This is a genomic window from Rhodoluna sp. KAS3 (assembly GCF_026000575.1).
In the GTDB taxonomy this organism is placed as follows: domain Bacteria; phylum Actinomycetota; class Actinomycetes; order Actinomycetales; family Microbacteriaceae; genus Rhodoluna.
In genome coordinates, this window is record NZ_AP026910.1 from 616,018 (window position 1) to 633,150 (window position 17,133).

At 53.4% G+C, this 17,133-nt stretch carries 16 protein-coding genes; all 16 read right to left on the reverse strand.

Features of this window, described 5'->3' with window-relative positions:
* Nucleotides 1-6: 6 nt before the first annotated feature.
* The 16 genes from OO731_RS03075 to pyrR are packed head-to-tail and all read right to left on the reverse strand — an operon-like array spanning nucleotide 7 to nucleotide 17,101.
* Nucleotides 7-270, reverse strand: coding sequence for a phosphoribosyl-ATP diphosphatase (locus OO731_RS03075; RefSeq protein ID WP_138275347.1), 264 nt, complete (start codon nucleotides 268-270; stop codon nucleotides 7-9).
* A gap of 9 nt (nucleotides 271-279) precedes the next feature.
* Complete coding sequence (rpe, locus tag OO731_RS03080) at nucleotides 280-951, reverse strand: ribulose-phosphate 3-epimerase (RefSeq protein ID WP_264890608.1); 672 nt, start codon at nucleotides 949-951, stop codon at nucleotides 280-282.
* 13 nt (nucleotides 952-964) lie between these two features.
* Entirely contained in the window at nucleotides 965-2,329 is a 1,365-nt protein-coding gene (locus OO731_RS03085) for a transcription antitermination factor NusB (protein WP_264890609.1), read from the reverse strand.
* A complete protein-coding gene (gene fmt, locus OO731_RS03090) occupies nucleotides 2,329-3,285 on the reverse strand; it encodes a methionyl-tRNA formyltransferase (protein ID WP_264890610.1) in 957 nt (318 codons plus the stop codon). Before fmt ends, OO731_RS03085 begins: the two co-directional genes overlap by 1 nt.
* A 15-nt stretch (nucleotides 3,286-3,300) precedes the next feature.
* Nucleotides 3,301-5,178 (reverse strand): hypothetical protein, encoded by a 1,878-nt coding sequence (locus OO731_RS03095; RefSeq protein WP_264890611.1) that lies wholly within the window; start codon nucleotides 5,176-5,178, stop codon nucleotides 3,301-3,303.
* A gap of 14 nt (nucleotides 5,179-5,192) precedes the next feature.
* Entirely contained in the window at nucleotides 5,193-6,386 is a 1,194-nt protein-coding gene (gene metK / locus OO731_RS03100) for a methionine adenosyltransferase (protein ID WP_264890612.1), read from the reverse strand.
* 41 nt (nucleotides 6,387-6,427) lie between these two features.
* On the reverse strand, nucleotides 6,428-7,615 hold the full coding sequence (gene coaBC / locus OO731_RS03105; RefSeq protein ID WP_264890613.1) for a bifunctional phosphopantothenoylcysteine decarboxylase/phosphopantothenate--cysteine ligase CoaBC: 1,188 nt from the start codon (nucleotides 7,613-7,615) through the stop codon (nucleotides 6,428-6,430).
* Between the two features lie 18 nt (nucleotides 7,616-7,633).
* On the reverse strand, nucleotides 7,634-7,888 hold the full coding sequence (gene rpoZ / locus OO731_RS03110; RefSeq protein WP_138275354.1) for a DNA-directed RNA polymerase subunit omega: 255 nt from the start codon (nucleotides 7,886-7,888) through the stop codon (nucleotides 7,634-7,636).
* Between the two features lie 49 nt (nucleotides 7,889-7,937).
* A complete protein-coding gene (gene gmk, locus OO731_RS03115; protein ID WP_264890614.1) occupies nucleotides 7,938-8,489 on the reverse strand; it encodes a guanylate kinase in 552 nt (183 codons plus the stop codon).
* The gene (gene pyrF, locus OO731_RS03120) at nucleotides 8,482-9,348 is read right to left on the reverse strand and encodes an orotidine-5'-phosphate decarboxylase (RefSeq protein WP_264890615.1); all 867 of its coding nucleotides are present in this window, start codon (nucleotides 9,346-9,348) and stop codon (nucleotides 8,482-8,484) included. The genes gmk and pyrF overlap by 8 nt, the downstream gene beginning before the upstream one ends.
* Nucleotides 9,338-12,637, reverse strand: coding sequence for a carbamoyl-phosphate synthase large subunit (carB, locus tag OO731_RS03125; RefSeq protein ID WP_264890616.1), 3,300 nt, complete (start codon nucleotides 12,635-12,637; stop codon nucleotides 9,338-9,340). The genes pyrF and carB overlap by 11 nt, the downstream gene beginning before the upstream one ends.
* A complete protein-coding gene (gene carA, locus OO731_RS03130; protein WP_264890617.1) occupies nucleotides 12,637-13,767 on the reverse strand; it encodes a glutamine-hydrolyzing carbamoyl-phosphate synthase small subunit in 1,131 nt (376 codons plus the stop codon). The genes carB and carA overlap by 1 nt, the downstream gene beginning before the upstream one ends.
* Nucleotides 13,764-14,267, reverse strand: a complete 504-nt coding sequence (locus tag OO731_RS03135; RefSeq protein ID WP_264890618.1) for a hypothetical protein — start codon at nucleotides 14,265-14,267, stop codon at nucleotides 13,764-13,766. The genes carA and OO731_RS03135 overlap by 4 nt, the downstream gene beginning before the upstream one ends.
* Nucleotides 14,267-15,568, reverse strand: coding sequence for a dihydroorotase (locus tag OO731_RS03140; protein ID WP_264890619.1), 1,302 nt, complete (start codon nucleotides 15,566-15,568; stop codon nucleotides 14,267-14,269). The genes OO731_RS03135 and OO731_RS03140 overlap by 1 nt, the downstream gene beginning before the upstream one ends.
* Nucleotides 15,558-16,517 carry an aspartate carbamoyltransferase catalytic subunit gene (locus OO731_RS03145; protein ID WP_138276047.1) on the reverse strand — a complete coding sequence of 320 codons (960 nt, stop codon included), beginning with the start codon at nucleotides 16,515-16,517 and terminating at the stop codon, nucleotides 15,558-15,560. Before OO731_RS03145 ends, OO731_RS03140 begins: the two co-directional genes overlap by 11 nt.
* On the reverse strand, nucleotides 16,517-17,101 hold the full coding sequence (gene pyrR / locus OO731_RS03150) for a bifunctional pyr operon transcriptional regulator/uracil phosphoribosyltransferase PyrR (RefSeq protein WP_272501205.1): 585 nt from the start codon (nucleotides 17,099-17,101) through the stop codon (nucleotides 16,517-16,519). Before pyrR ends, OO731_RS03145 begins: the two co-directional genes overlap by 1 nt.
* Nucleotides 17,102-17,133: the final 32 nt, after the last annotated feature.

The window sequence follows — 17,133 nt, forward strand, 5'->3', positions numbered from 1 at the left end:
GAATTACTAAAAGTTTTTTTCGAGGTCCTGGATGGTGATGCCCTTGGCGGTCATCAACACCTGCAGATGGTAGATGAGTTGAGAGATCTCTTCAGCGGTGCGCTCGTTGCCCTCGTATTCGGCAGCCATCCACACCTCGGCTGCCTCTTCAACAACCTTTTTGCCGATGGTGTGCACGCCAGCGTCGAGCCACTTTACGGTCTCAGAACCGGATGGGCGCGCTGCGGCTTTGTCACCAATTTCAGCAAAAAGTTGTTCGAAGGACTTCATGCCTCTAGTTTAGTGGCGGTGAGCAATCCCACTGGCTGCTAACGACCGGAGATTATCAATCTGAGCCTGGCGATCCTCAGCTTTGAACACTGCGGAACCAGCAACAAAGGTATCGGCACCAAGGTTTGCAACGCGCTCAATGTTGGTCTCATCGATTCCACCGTCTACCTGTAGCCAAACGTCCAGCTTCTCGGCGTCAACCTTGCGGCGGACGGCAGCCACCTTGCTGAGAGTGTCTTCGATGAGTGATTGCCCGCCAAATCCGGGTTCAACTGTCATTACTAGGATTTGGTCGAATTCGGCTAGCACCTCAAGGTAGGAATCGATTGCGGTTCCCGGTTTAATCGCCAAACCAGCTCGGGCACCAATGCTCCGCAGGGTTCTGGCCAATTTGACCGGGCTTTCGGCTGCCTCAGCGTGAAAAGTTACTGAAAATGCGCCGGCCTCGGCATAACCTGGTGCCCACCGGTCTGGCGATTCAATCATTAGGTGAATATCAAGCGGTTTCGGTGTGATTTGCTGCATTCTGGCGACCATAGGCAGACCAAAAGTTAGGTTAGGCACGAAGTGATTGTCCATCACATCCACGTGGATAAGGTCTGCGTTGGAAATGGAGTTGAAATCGCGTTCGAAGTTCACGAAATCTGCAGACAGAATGCTTGGATTGATGCGAGCCGACATAAATGTAGCCTAACTACTTCTGCATGAGTGCGATAAACATCGCATCGGTGCTGTGAATATGCGGCCAAAGTTGAGCCGTTTTTCGGTTTGAATTCAGGTGCAAGTCCGGATTGATTTTGTGAAGCACCTCATTGGTGTCAATCAGCTTCGCACCTAATTTTTTCTGTGCCCAGTCTGCAATCGCATTAGTTTCGGCCAGGTGAGGTGAACAAGTCACATAGGCAAGAACACCACCAGGCTTTAGTGCCGCCCAGGCGCTGGCTAGCAGTTCTTCTTGCAGTTTGGTCAACTCGGCTACATCGGCCTGCTGTTTTCTCCAGCGTGATTCCGGACGCCTGCGCAGGGCTCCCAGACCGGTGCAGGGTGCATCAAGGAGGATTCGATCATATTTTTCGGGAGTGGTGCTTCCAATAAGTCTGCCGTCAGCAACGGTAACTTTCAGGCGCGGGTCAACCAGGCTCAAGGCCTGACTGACTAATTTTGCGCGATGAGGTGCAACCTCGTTGCAAACAAGTGTGGCCCCCGCTAGCTTGGCTTCGGCCGCCAGCAAAGCGGCTTTTCCACCCGGTCCGGCACACATGTCCAGCCAGGTTTCATTTTCAGCTGCGTCCGTGGCTTCTACTAAGGCCAACGCGGCTAGCTGTGAGCCTTGGTCCTGTACGCGAATACGACCCTCGCGGAAAGCAACCAAGTTGTTCGGGTCACCACCATCGAGCTGCGCACCGATTGGGCTTGCCGGTCCGATTGGTAAGTCTTCGAAGTCGCGTTTGGTCGCTATTCCCGGCAGGCCAACCAGGCTGACCAAAGGCGCGATATTGTCTGCGAAAAGCAAATCTTTAAGTTCGGTGCCGCGGTTGTCGAGTTTCAGCGCCTGCTCAAGAGCTCGAACCACCCAGATAGGGTGACTGAATTCGACGGCCAGACGCTCGTGCGGGTTATCTAGGCCATTCAAAACCACCTGCAGCCATTCATCGCGGGTTCGTTCCGAGACCCTTCGCAGGACGCCATTCACAAAGCCGACCGCTCCCCGACTCAAGTAGTGCTTGGCAAGCTCAACTGTCTCACTGAGTGCCGCGTGAGATGGTACGCGCATCCCGAGGATTTGGTGTGCTCCCAGTCGAAGAAATACCAAAGCCGAGATGTCAATTTCGTCGCTGTAGCGCTGAGCACATTCCTCAACTACGCGATCGTAGAAAAGCTGCCACCGGAGAGTTCCAAAGGCAAGTTCCTGGGCAAAAGCGGTGTCTCTTGAATCCAGCCGCGCCTTCTCAAGCAACTTTGGAAGCAGGAGGTTTGCATAGGCATCATCTTTTTCAACCGCCATGAGCAAATCAATAGCCACTTCACGCGCACTGATACTTCGTTCGTTTTTAGCCATTAATTGAAGAGAACTTTCTGATCGGACTTAATTCCGCGCATCCAATCAGAAGCGCGCATGATCTGTTTGCCCGCAGGCTGTACATCTTTGAGTTCTAGCAAGGAGCCGTGGCCACAACTCACCAAAACACGATTACCGCTGTGGACCAGCGACCCTGCTTCGAAATCAGTGCCCTCGAGGGCTGCCCAGTCAACTGCACCTAACGCCCGCGCGGTGATTACCCTAAAAGACTCGCCATCAAGGGTGGTCCATGCCATCGGTTCTGGATTCATGGCACAGACTAGGTGCTCAATTTTGTGAGCCGATTCATTCCAATTGATATGCGCAAGTTCTCGATTGAGCTTTGATGCCAGAGTGGCTACTGCCGTCTCATCCTGAGGAGTAGTTGCTGCCAAACCTGCGGCAATTCTCGGAATTACCTCTAGTAGCCCCGATATGCCGAGGTTAGTCAGTCGATTCAAGAGCTCCCCAGCTGTTTCACCCGGGGTAATCTCGGTTGGAATGATGCTGTGAATTGGGCCGGTATCCATGCCCTCATCAAGTTGGAATATCGAGACTCCGGTGGTTGCATCGTCGTTCAAAATTGCGTGCTGAACTGGAGCCGCACCTCGCCACCGTGGTAGCAGGCTGTAGTGAAGGTTTATCCAACCCTTTGGCAATGCCATTAGAGTCTCGGTTCGGAAAATCGCCCCGAAGGCTACAACTACGCCTAGGTCTGCTCCAAGCGATTTGATTTCTTCAAGGATGCTAGGGTCAACTCGATTTGCCTTGATAATTGGCAATCCGAGTGATTCTGCGGTTTGGGCAACCGGCGAAGGAGTCAAGACCTTTTTTCGGCCAACGGGTGCATCTACGCGAGTCAAGACACCAACGATTTCAACTCCGTTTTCATGGAGCGACGATAGCGTCCGCGCAGCGTTTAGCGGCGTGCCCGCGAACAAAACTTTCAAACCCAACCGTGCCTTCCTGCTCTAGATTACTTCGGAGTCGTCCATCTTGACTCGAATCGGCCGAACGGCCCGACCCGATTTTGCGCTAAATGCGCTTTGACCCGAGGAATGCACAAGTGTTGCAGCGCGCAGGTGTTTGGCTAGCCACTCCCCCTGCGAGTACTCATACTTCAGGAATGCTCGCCAGGTGATAACTAGGTTCTTCTCATAAACCGGCATTGGCCCAAGAACCTCAATCCCGGGCGAGGACCTGAGGTCGCTCAGTACCTGTTCAAGTAGCTCTGCTTCGGCAGACACCGATGCAAGGCGCACAGCTGGAGGGAATCGGAGCTCCCTTCGGGATTGAAGTTCACCGTGGGCAAACTCACCCGGCGCCCAAGCAGTTAAGCACCTAGCCAATTCACCGCGTATACCAACGACTAGACAGGTACCCCCAGCGTTGGCAAGCGCAATCGCGTTGGCCCACTGCCTGAAGGCATCCTCTGATGCGCGGAGGGAATCACGATTTAGGGCCTGATTGGCATCCAAGATCACCACCGCCGAATAACCACCCAAAACTCGCGGTTCAGCGCCGGGGGTAGAAACCACGATGGCTCTATCTGAATCGATATGTTCGATTCGATGGTCACCGTTTGATTCGATGATTTGCACTCCAGGAAAAGCACGCCCAAAATCGGCTGCGGTCCTCGAGGAACCTGCAGTGCCGGTTCGAAGTTTGTTTGCGCCACAGGTTCGGCACCTGAAATTAAGGTTGGTCTGATTGCACCACCTACACCTAACCTGGCCCGCACCATCGACCCAGATTGGTCCATTGCACTGGTTGCAAGCGGCCCGCTCAGAACAACCGGAACAGTAACTCGAAACCGCAGTTCCGCGAGCTGCTACCTGGACCAACACAGAGCCATCTTTCAGGGCATCGCGGATAGTCGACCAGGCAACTCCGTCAACTCTGACTTCGCGGTCCACCGCAGAAATGTTAGGAATGTCCCGTTCAAATGACTCGGCGCTCAGGTAGCCAATTTCAACTAGCCGCTGGATCTCGGTAGAACGAACATGCCCAGCAAAAATCAAGCCACACCGCGACTGTTTTTGTCTGATGAGTGCAACCTCGCGGGTGTGTGAGTAAGGTGAGGATGGCTCAATGTGGCTCGAATCCCCATCATCCCAAACCAAAATTAGGCCCAGATTCTGCACGGGTGCATAGATTGCTGATCTACTTCCGACCACCAAAGTTGGTGACTTACCCAAGCAGTCCAGGAACGCCTTGTACTTAGCCGAAGTCTTCTGATCAGAGGAATAGTCGACAAGGAATCCAGCCGCCGGCGAATTTTCAAGTGCGGATAGCAACACTTTCTGGTCTCGATAATCCGGCACGCAAATAATCACCGACTGACCGTTCGAGACTTCCTGCACGCTTTTCTCGACAGCCATACTCACCCAAGCAGGCCATTCAGGTCCGGTAACCGGTGCGACCAGCACTGAGGTTCGATCGCGTTCAACGTGGTGCTTTTTCGAAACACCTGATACTTGATTTTGGTTTTCTGCGAGCCATCGCTTTTCGACTGCGACTGATCTGGGTGGGACGGCAAGCCTGAGTACATCTGATGCAGTAGATGCTTGTCGATCGGCGACAGCTCTGACTAATTGATAAACCTCAGGCGTCAGCACTGGGGCAGTCGAGACCAATTGGGCAATCTCGGCAAGCTTTCCTTCGAATTCGCTGGTTTGCTCTAGGGCAATCACAAATCCGTCGTAAAGACTCTTTCCTCGCCCGAAAGGAACTTTGACTCGAACACCCACCCGAATTGAATCTCGAATGGTATCTGGAATCGCATAGTCGAATAGCCGATCTAATTGCGGCAACGGGGAATCAATCGAAACCCTTGCAATACCCGGCATAGATATCTGACTAATTAGAAACCGGCGGCACGTCGAAGATCGGCAGACTTATCGGTGTTCTCCCAGGTGAATTCAGGAAGTTCGCGCCCGAAGTGACCGTATGTTGCTGTCTTTGAGTAAATCGGTCTAAGCAGGTCAAGAGCTTCGATTAGAGCTTTTGGTCTTAGGTCAAACACCTCGTTGATGGCGTCGACGATTGTGTCATCTGAAACGTGGCCGGTGCCAAAGGTCTCAACGTAGAGTCCCACTGGGCGGGCTACACCAATTGCATAGGCAACCTGAACCTCGACTCGGTCGGCAAGTTCTGCAGCAACAACGTTCTTGGCTACCCAGCGCATTGCGTAGGCCGCGGAGCGGTCAACCTTTGATGGGTCTTTACCTGAGAAAGCGCCACCTCCGTGGCGGCTGGCACCACCGTAGGTGTCAACGATGATCTTGCGTCCGGTCAAGCCCGCGTCACCCATTGGGCCACCGATTTCAAACTTGCCGGTCGGGTTGATGAATAGTTCGACGCCTGAGAAGTCCAGTTCAGTGCCCTCGAGAATCGGGTTGATAACTGCTTCTCGCATGGCTTCAACGATCTGAGCGTGGCTCACGCCTGGGTTGTGCTGCGTTGAGAGAACTACAGCCTCAATGGTGCGAGGAATTGTGCCCTCATAGCCAATCGTCACCTGAGTCTTGCCATCCGGTCTTAGAAAGTTGACCTGGCCTGACTTGCGGACTTCAGCAAGACGCTCACTCAAGCGGTGTGCCACGTTGATTGCTGTTGGAATCAGGGTTTTGGTCTCGTTGGTGGCGTAGCCAAACATGATTCCTTGGTCGCCGGCACCCTGAGAGTCATAATGGTCCTTAGATGAGCCAACTCGCGATTCAAAGCCATCATCAACACCCTGTGCGATGTCTGGTGACTGCTGACCAATCGAAATAGAAACGCCACAGCTATCGCCGTCAAAGCCAATGTCTGACGATGTGTAGCCAATTTCGCGAATCTTTTCACGAACAAGTTTCGGAATCTCAACATAGCCTTCGGTCGTAACCTCACCGGCAACATGGACTAGGCCTGTCGTGACCATGGTTTCTACGGCTACGCGAGAATTTGGGTCCTGCTCGAGCATTGCATCGAGAATCGTGTCACTGATCTGGTCACAGATTTTGTCAGGGTGACCCTCAGTCACAGATTCAGAGGTGAAAAGACGAAGTTTGCTCATAATGGCTCAAGTATATCCCGAGCCCAAGACATGCTGGTCAGTTATTTGCTGAGGGCAGAACTCAGTAGGTCCAAAAGCTCATGGGCAACCAAGGTTTTACTTCCAGCGGCTTTTGTCGCTCCCCCGGTTTTGCTCAGTATTATTGCTGAATTTTCGTTGCTACCGAAAACCTTGCCGTCGCTGACATCATTGGCCACGATAAAGTCGCATCCTTTTTCGCTTAGCTTTCTTGCGGCCAGTTCGGTAAGTGCCGTTTCTGAACCGGCGGTCTCTGCCGCAAATCCAACGATTAGAGCCGCGTGTGAGCTGTCAACCGCTAGCTTTAGTACATCTGGATTTTGAACCAGCTCTAGATTGAGGTGATCCCCCACCAGACTCTTTTTAATTTTTGAGTCAAATGGTTCAGCGAGCCTAAAGTCAGAAACTGCGGCTGACATAACCAGAACATCGCAGGCCGGCAATTGCTCAAGAACGGCATTTTGCAGCTCTGCGGCAGATTGAACCCGAATTACTTGGCTAAAACCGGTTGGAATCTCGGTTATGTTTGCGGCAATTAGGGTTACCTGGGCGCCTCTCTGTGACGCAGCCGCAGCAATAGCTAGACCCTGTTTTCCGCTCGAATGATTGCCAATGAATCGCACCGGGTCAATCGGTTCTTGCGTACCGCCAGCCGTTATCAAAAACTTTTTGCCGGCTAGGTCTTGCTTTGAGACGGCGCTCAGGGCAAAATCAACAATCTCATTTGGTTCGGGAAGTCGGCCCGGGCCAGAGTCCTGCCCGGTGAGTCGGCCAACTGCGGGTTCCAATACCCAAACATCACGATTCTTAAGGGTCTCGATGTTTGCCAAGGTAGCTGGGTGTTGCCACATCTCCGTGTGCATGGCTGGTGCAACCACCACCGGAGCCTTGGTCGCCAAAAGTGTGTTGCCGAGCAGATCATCGGCTTGGCCTGAGGCGTACCGTGCCAAAAAGGCTGCGGTTGCCGGTGCCACGATAACTAAATCAGCCTCTTGGGCTAAAGCAATGTGCTTAACGTCAGCAACATCGGTGTATAGGTCTGGATCAACAGAGTTGTGCGACAAGGCCTCTAGCGTGGTTGCGCCGATGAAACGCAAAGCATTCTGCGTTGGAATTACCTTTACGGAGTGACCAGCTTCGGTGAGAAGCCTAATGATGCCGGTAGCTTTATAGGCCGCAATGCCGCCGGTGATACCAACGATTACGCGCATTGCAGGTTCCAGCCGCTATTACTCAGCGGTGTGCTTGGCCAACTTGTTCTGGTCGATCTCGTGCATCGCGATGGTCAGCGGCTTTTCGTCAACAGTTGCGTCAACCAATGGGCCAACGTTGTTGAACAGGCTTCCCTCGTGCAGAGCTGAGTAGTAGTCGTTAATCTGGCGAGCACGCTTTGATGCAAAGATAACAAGTTCGTATTTTGAGTCAACCTTGTTTAGTAGGTTGTCAATTGCAGGAGAAACGATTCCTTCTAGCTTTTCAGACATGATTCAACTTTCTGTTGTCTTTAGCGTGGAGTGTGCGATTGATTAATCGCTAAGCCTGTATCAAGTCTACGACTTCAGAGGCACATCTGGCCACCTCATCGTTGATAACTACGTAGTCAAACTCAGACTGAGCGGCCAATTCTTCACGAGCTGTAACCAGGCGCTGAGCCTGCTCCTCTGCCGATTCCGTGCCTCGTCCGGTCAGGCGTCGAACCAATTCCTCCCAGCTCGGAGGGGCAATGAAAATTAGTTTTGCGTCGGGCATGGCGGCCTTGACCTGCCGGGCACCCTGGATGTCGATTTCGAGAATGATTTGTTCGTTACGTGCTAGCGCATCAATAATCGGTTGCTTTGGTGTGCCGTATTTGTTGGTTCCGTGCACTGTCGCGTACTCCAACATGTCGCCGGCTTCGATCAACTGATCAAAATTTTCGTGAGTCAGAAAGAAGTAGTTCTTTCCATCGACTTCGCCGGGTCTCGGCTGCCTGGTGGTTGCGGATACCGAAAGTTTTATCTCAGGGTGATGGGCAAGAATGTGAGCGACTACCGTGCCTTTACCAACGGCGGTTGGTCCGGCGATCACTGTCAGGCGGCTAGACATTAGTCTCCAGCCCCAATGCAAGTTCGCTGTTGGCAACCTGGATTGCCTTACTCATACCCATTGGACCGGCCGAAAGTACGCTGCGCGACACAGAGTGGATCACCTGGTCGGCGGCTTTGCCGAATAGCTGCCTGGTTGCTGACAGCTCAGCCCCTTGAGCACCAAAACCAGGCGCAAGAATCGGGGTTGCGGCAGTAGCCTGACCTTCAACAACAACGCCTAGGCCCATGCTTTGAAGGTTCAGAGTAGCCCCGATGACAGCGCCGAATGAGCCAAGTTTTCGGCCAGCTTCAGCGGTAACCCGGTTTATCTCGCTCAAGCCCTCCCAAATTTGGGAAGCAATAGTTTTTCCGCCCACAGTCGCACGCTGAAGTGCCGCGCCTTCAGGGTTAGATGTAGCAGAGAGAACAATCAAACCCTTGCCTCGCTCAAGACACTCAGCCATCCCGGGCTTCAAAGAATCGAATCCAAGATAAGGAGAGACTGTAAGGGCGTCGCAGACAAACGGCGCAGATTTACCAAGCCAAGCGTCATAGTAGGCATCCATCGTGGTGCCAATGTCACCGCGTTTAGCGTCCATGATGACCACTAAATCGGTGTTCAAAGCTGCCTGCGCCAGCTCTTCGAGCACTGCAAAACCGGCTGACCCGTGGCGCTCAAAGAACGAAACCTGTGGCTTGATAATGCCCACGTTGCCGACTGCGGAATCTAGAGCTCGCTTGGTGAACTCTCGAAGCCCCTTGACGTCATCAGTCAAACCCCAGTCATCAAGTAATGCGGCATGTGGATCGATGCCAACACACAACTGACCGTGGCTATTGAAAGCCGTCTCGAGTTTCGAACCGAAACTAGTTGGCAAGTGCCACCGCCCGGTCGATTGCGTGATCCTGAAGTGACTTGACGCTGAACGGGCCAGCAATCACTGCTTCGAACGAACCGATTGCAGCACTCAACTGGGCGATTGTTGTGAAAATCGCTTTGTCGGCTGCAGTCGTTGCCGCGCGGATCTCGTAGCCGTCCTTGCGGGCGCTTGAACCTGAAGGAGTGTTTACCACTACGTCCACCTGACCGGCAGTGATTAGCTCGACAATGCTAGGGCCATCGGCGACCGCTGCGTCATCGGTGTGCTTTCTGACAACCTGTGCCTGAATACCGTGTCGAGCCAAAATGGCCGCAGTGCCGCTGGTAGCCAGAATCTTGTAGCCAAGTTGCTCCAGTCGGCGGACTGGAAGGACCACCTGAGGCTTGTCACGGTCAGCAACCGAGATGAAGATGCTGCCAGAGGTCGGCAGAGCACTGCCTGCTCCAGCCTGGCTCTTTGCGAATGCTTTCGGGAAGTCAACGTCAATTCCCATGACCTCACCGGTTGAGCGCATTTCTGGCCCTAGCAATGAGTCCACAAATCGACCATCCTTGGTTGCAAAACGCTTGAATGGCAGAACTGCTTCCTTGACTGAGATTGGTGATCCCGCTGGAATGTAGGTGCCGTCTGCTTCTGGAAGGTGACCTTCAGCGACAAGCTCCTTGATGGTCTTGCCGACCATTACAAGAGATGCTGCCTTAGCCAAAGTGATGCCAAGCGCCTTAGAGACAAATGGAACGGTGCGTGATGCACGTGGGTTTGCCTCAAGAACGTACAGGACGTCTGCTGCCAGAGCGAACTGAACATTGAGCAAGCCGCGTACGCCGATTCCCTGAGCGATTTTCAGGGTAGCCTCGCGAACTCGCGCAATCTGGGCATCACTTAGAGTTACCGGAGGCAGTGTGCAACTTGAGTCGCCCGAGTGGATACCAGCCTCTTCAATGTGCTCCATGACACCACCGACGTAAAGGTCTTCGCCGTCGAACAGAGCATCGATGTCAATTTCGATGGCAAAGTCTAGGAAGCGATCAACCAAAAGCGGGTGGTCTGGTCCAACGATGGCCTGGTCCTTAATTCTGTCGAAGTAATCTCTCACGCCAGCCTGGTCGTAAATGATTTCCATACCGCGACCGCCAAGGACGAAGGATGGGCGGACCAGAACCGGGTAACCAATTCGCGCTGCGATAACTTCGGCCTCGGCCAAGTTCAAAGCAGTTCCATTTGGTGGCGCAAGCAGGTCTCCGTCTTCGAGAATCTTCGAGAACAAACCGCGCTCTTCGGCTAGGTCGATGGCTGAAGGTGAGGTTCCAAGAATAGGAATTCCGGCAGCCTCAAGTCCCTTTGCGAGTCCAAGAGCTGTCTGGCCACCGAGCTGCACTACAACACCGACCAATTCGCCGCTCTGCTGCTCAGCATGAATAACCTCGAGGACGTCCTCAAGAGTTAGTGGCTCAAAGTAGAGACGATCCGAAGTGTCGTAGTCAGTTGAAACGGTCTCAGGGTTGCAGTTGATCATGATGGTTTCGTAACCAGCGTCTGAGAGTGCAAATGATGCGTGAACGCAGCTGTAGTCGAACTCAACGCCCTGACCAATTCGGTTTGGACCGGATCCTAGAATCACGACCTTCTTACGGTCCGAAGGAACCACCTCGGTCTCTTCCTCGTAGGTGCTGTAGTGGTAAGGGGTCAGTGCCGGGAACTCACCGGCGCAGGTGTCAACAGTTTTGAAGACCGGACGGAGTCTGAGGCTGTGTCGCATGCTGCGAACCTCAGATTCACTGATGCCTCTCAACGACGCAATCTGAATGTCACTGAACCCGTGGTCCTTGGCGTGGCGAATGACGCCCTCATCTAGGCTCGGTGCGCCAGCGATTGAGTCAGCAACCTCGTTGATTAGAACAATTTGGTCGATGAACCAAGGGTCCATCTTGGTTGACTCAAATACCTGTTCCGGTGTCGCACCAGCGCGAAGAGCTTGCTGCAACAACACGATGCGACCATCGGTCGGAGTCTTGATTGCCTCGAGCAGTTCGTCTACGTTACCCAGCGGACCATCCCAGTGGAATGACGAACCACGGCGTTCAAGGCTGCGCAGGGCCTTCTGCAGTGCCTGGCTGTAGTTGCGGCCGATTGCCATGGCCTCTCCAACCGACTTCATAGTCGTGGTCAGAGTTGCATTGGCTGCAGGGAACTTCTCAAACGCAAAACGAGGAACCTTTACCACGATGTAGTCCAGAGTCGGCTCGAAGCTTGCTGGAGTTACCTTGGTGATGTCGTTTGGGATTTCGTCAAGGGTGTAACCCACAGCCAACTTGGCAGCAATTTTGGCAATTGGGAATCCGGTTGCCTTAGAAGCCAAAGCCGATGAACGAGAGACTCTTGGGTTCATTTCAATAACAACCACGCGACCGTTCGATGGGTCGACAGCAAACTGAATGTTGCAACCACCGGTATCTACTCCAACGGCACGGATGATGTCGATCGAAATGTCGCGGAGGTTCTGATACTCACGGTCTGTAAGGGTTAGAGCCGGTGCAACGGTAATTGAATCACCGGTGTGCACACCTACAGGGTCAACGTTTTCGATTGAACAAACCACAACGCAGTTGTCGTTGGTGTCACGCATTAGTTCAAGCTCGTACTCTTTCCAGCCAAGAATCGACTCGGATAGAAGGACCTGACCTACCGGGCTGGCCTGAAGACCCGAGCCACAAATGCGGCGCAGCTCTTCTTCATCGTGTGCAAAACCTGAACCCAATCCACCCATGGTGAAAGATGGCTGAACCATCAGTGGGTAGCCAAGTTCTCCGACGGCCTCGAGGCATTCGTCGAGGGTTGAGCAAATCACCGATTTTGCAACGTCGGCACCAGCATCCAGTACTAGCTGCTTGAAAATCTGGCGGTCTTCACCCTTCTTGATCGCGTCAACCTTGGCACCGATAAGTTCAACGTTGTACTTCTCAAGAATGCCTAGCTCGTGAAGTGCCATTGCGGCATTTAGCGCGGTCTGGCCACCAAGGGTTGGCAGAATCGCATCCGGTTTCTCTTTGGCAATAATTGCCTCGATTACCTCTGGGGTGATTGGCTCAATGTAGGTTGCATCGGCAAAATCTGGGTCGGTCATGATGGTTGCCGGGTTTGAGTTAACCAAGATCACTCGAATGCCCTCTTCGCGAAGAACACGGCATGCCTGAGTACCCGAGTAGTCAAACTCGCAGGCCTGACCGATGACAATCGGGCCCGAGCCGATTACGAGAACGCTATTGATGTCTGAACGCTTTGGCATTATTTGGCCACCTTGTTGGTCTTGATTAGGTCGACCAAGCGGTCGAATAGGTAGTTTGAATCGTGTGGTCCGGCAGCAGCCTCTGGGTGATACTGGACCGAGAAGGCTGGGATGTCGAGGCACTCGAGGCCCTCGACGCAGTCGTCGTTTAGAGAAACGTGGCTGACGGTAACTCGACCGAAACCAGCTGGGCTTTCAACCTCTGGCCCGCCTTCAACCTTTACGGCAAATCCGTGGTTGTGTGCGGTTACTTCAACTCGGCCAGTCTTGCGGTCAAGCACTGGCTGGTTGATTCCGCGGTGACCGAACGGAAGCTTATAAGTTTCAAAACCAAGGGCACGACCCAAGAGCTGGTTGCCGAAGCAAATTCCAAAGAATGGGATTTTCTGGCTCAAGATCTCGCGCAGCACTGAAACCTGACCCTCAGCAGCTTCTGGGTCGCCAGGGCCGTTCGAGTAGAAGACTGCATCCGGGTTAGCTGCCAACAAGGTTGGAGCATCAACACGAGCTGGGAAAACCACAACTTCGAGACCGCGGGCACACATGTGCTCAATCGTTGAACGCTTGATACCGAGGTCAAGAATCGCAACCCGGCCGATCTTCTCTCCTTCAGCGGCAACTGTGTAGGAGTCAGCGGTGGTAACGACATCGCTGAGCGAAAGGCCCTTCATCTTGGCCGCACCGTTAACCTGAGCAACGAGATCCTCAAGTGGAGCTTTAGCGGCCTCTCCCGAGAAGATACCGGCGCGCATCGAACCGCGTGAACGCAAATGGCGGGTCAGGGCGCGGGTGTCGATACCTGCGATGCCAACCACACCGTATTTCTCCAACTCGGTTGGAAGGGAGTTTTCAGATCTGAAGTTCGAAACAATACGGCTCGGGTCGCGGACCACGTAGCCGGCAACCCAAACCTTTGACGACTCCTCGTCTCGGGCGTTGACTCCGGTATTTCCGATGTGCGGTGCTGTCTGAACAACAATCTGACCAGCATATGAAGGATCGGTTAGGGTCTCCTGATATCCGGTCATGCCGGTTGCGAAAACGGCCTCACCGAGAGTGGTTCCGGTAGCCCCGTATGGCTGGCCGCGGAATACACGACCGTCTTCTAGGACAAGTACTGCTTGGTTCATTTGGATGCCTCTCTGGTGGTGATTTTTGAGATTGCCTCGAGCAATGCTGCGCGACCGGTTGAGTCAACTGCGCGCAGGTGCGTCGAAAGTTTATGGGTGTCCTGGGTCCAGTTCACGGTGATCAAGCCATCTGCTTCAACTACTCGGTCGATGACGGCTTGATTTGTCGATACGGAATCAATCTGTGCTCTATCAAGAGCAAGTGGTCGCTCCCCCTTGCGAACAATCAAAAGACCCTCGTTGAAAACTAGGATTTGAGCCTCGCCTCGAATTCCGAGGCCATACGCTGCGATACGTTCTAGGTGATTAGCCGCTTCGGTAGTGGCAACATAAAAGCCATTAGCTGATGCGATCAGTTCACCGAAGTACTCCAGGGCTTCTAGCGGCTGTGAGAACTTAGCGACCTGGCTTGAAATCCTTCGTCTCCAGCCGGTTACCGCCATTGCGACGATTGCGGCAAACAGGATTGCCGCATACACGGCCATAACTTCTTTGGTCATCAGTTGCGGCCCGCTTTCGCCAATTCGCCGTTTCTCACGGTTAGATAGCCACGATAGACCGTGTGGATCACTCGACCTGGTAGTTCCAATCCAACATAAGGATTGTTCACCGATTTCGAAGCCGACTCGGCAACAATTGTTCGCTTTGCGCTCGGGTCGATAAATGCGATGTTGGCTGCGTTGCCAATTTCGAGAGCCTGGCCAGCGTTCATATCACGAGCAATCTTCGCAGGGTTAATTGACATGACTTCAGCCAAGCGGCTCCAGTTAGATCGGCCACTCTCAATCAGTACTTCCTGAGCTATGGAAGCGGCGGTTTCTAGCCCCAACATGCCGAATGCTGCTGCATTCCACTCGCAATCCTTGGCTTCAATCGGGTGTGGCGCGTGGTCAGTTGCAACGATGTCAATGGTTCCGTCGATCAATGCCTCACGGAGTGCTTCCACGTCTTTTTGAGTTCGAAGCGGCGGGTTCACTTTGTATACGGCATCGTAAGAGCGAACCAATTCATCGGTAAGTAAAAGGTGGTGAGGGGTTACTTCAGCAGTCACCTTGATTCCGCGTGCCTTAGCCCATCTTACGATTTCTACCGAGCCGGCCGTTGAAAGGTGGCAAATGTGAATTCTTGAGTCGACGTGCTCAGCGAGTAGCACATCGCGCGCGATTATCGACTCTTCTGCCACACTTGGCCAGCCGGTAAGTCCAAGTTCCGCCGAAACAGCACCCTCATTCATCTGGGCGCCTTCGGTCAAGCGAGGCTCTTGAGCATGCTGTGCAATGACACCATCAAAGGCCTTGACGTATTCAAGGGCGCGGCGCATGATTACCGGGTCGTGGACGCACTTGCCATCGTCAGAAAAGACTTTGACCTGGGCCTTGGAATTGGCCATGGCTCCAAGCTCGGCCATTTGCTTGCCTTCGAGTCCTACGGTTACCGCACCAATTGGGTAAACATCGGCGTAGCCGGCTTCGCGACCCAAGGCGGCTACCTGCTCAACAACTCCAGCGGTGTCAGCAACTGGACTGGTGTTTGCCATTGCGTGAACCGCAGTGTAGCCACCCATCGCTGCTGCCTGGGTTCCGGTCAGAACGGTTTCGCTCTGCTCAAATCCAGGCTCACGAAGGTGAGTGTGCAGATCAACGAATCCAGGCAATGCAACCAGGCCCGCACAGTCGATGCGCTCAGCATCCGAGCTTTCTAAGCCAACGCCAATCGCAGAAATTCGGTCTTCGCTGACTTCAATGTCAGATACCGTGCCATCGGCAAGTTTCGCGTTTACAAAAAGGTACTTAGTTGACATCGTTGGCCCTTTCGCCAGAGAGGAGGGAATACAGAACTGCCATGCGAACAGAAACACCGTTCGCGACCTGTTCCAGCACGGTTGACTGTGGCGAATCAGCTGAGATGGCATCAATTTCTAGCCCGCGGTTCATTGGTCCGGGGTGCATGACTATTGAATTTGGCTTGAGTCTCTTCAAGCGGTCCGAATTGAAACCCCAGATTCTTGAGTACTCGCGCTCTGATGGAAAGTAAGAAGCATTCATGCGCTCGGCTTGAACGCGAAGCATCATTACAACATCCGGCTTCTCGTTGTCTAGCACGTCATCGAGGGAATAGTGAATTTTGGCCTGCCAATTTGACGGATTTGCCGGCAGCAAGGTTGGCGGTGCGACAAAATGCACTTCAGCGCCGAGAGTGTTGAGTAGCAATAGGTTAGATCTGGCGACACGCGAGTGAAGTACATCGCCGACGATTGCAACTCTCAGGCCTGACAGGTCCTTGCCAGTGCTCGCACTTCCATGAAAACGCTTTCGCATGGTGAATGCATCCAGCAGAGCCTGGGTTGGGTGCTCGTGTGTTCCATCTCCGGCGTTGACGATGGCCCCATTTATCCAGCCGCTGTGCGCAAGAACATTGGCAGCTCCCGATGCTGAGTGCCTGATTACCACTGCGTCGGCCCCCATAGCTTCAAGGGTCTGAGCAGTATCCTTGAGGCTCTCCCCCTTGGACACACTGGAACCCTTGGCAGAAAAGTTGATTACGTCTGCCGAAAGTCGTTTTGCAGCCAATTCGAATGAGATTCGGGTTCGTGTCGAATCCTCAAAAAACAGGTTTACGACGGTTTTACCTCGGAGAGTCGGAAGCTTCTTGATCTCGCGATCGTTTACATCCGACATTCCCTCGGCGATGTCCAAAATCTCGACGGCCTGGTCACGACTTAAATCGGCGCCCGACAACAGGTTACGAATCATCCTTCAATCACCACGGCATTCTCATTGTCAGTCTCGCTTAGGCGCACACTGATTCGTTCTTCTCTTGAAGTAGGTAGGTTCTTTCCAACAAAATCCGCACGGATAGGCAGCTCGCGGTGACCCCGATCAACCAAGACGGCAAGTTTCACCGCTCGCGGTCTTCCAAAATCATTGAGTGCGTCAAGTGCGGCGCGAATGGTGCGTCCGCTAAACAAAACATCATCGACCAAGACCACAACCTTGTCATCGATGCCCTGCTGCGGGATGTGAGTTTCGGTTACCGGACGGGTCGGGTTTGAGGCAAGGTCATCGCGGTACATTGTGATGTCTAGGCGGCCAAGAAGGTCTTCAACCAAAATTCCAGGTTCAGTTCTGGCAATAACTTCAGCGATTCGTTCGGCCAGCCAAACGCCGCGGGTTGGGATACCCAAAATCACTAGATTTGCTGAGCCACTCTTCTGCATAGCAGTGTTGGCTTCAAGAATTTCGTGTGCGATACGCGTGACTGCGCGATTGATATCGTCACTACTCAAGACGGTGCGTGAAGACACGCCCACCTCCTTCTCTGCCTCTCTGGACAGCCTTAAAGGATGTTGGTTAAAGTCTACCAGTT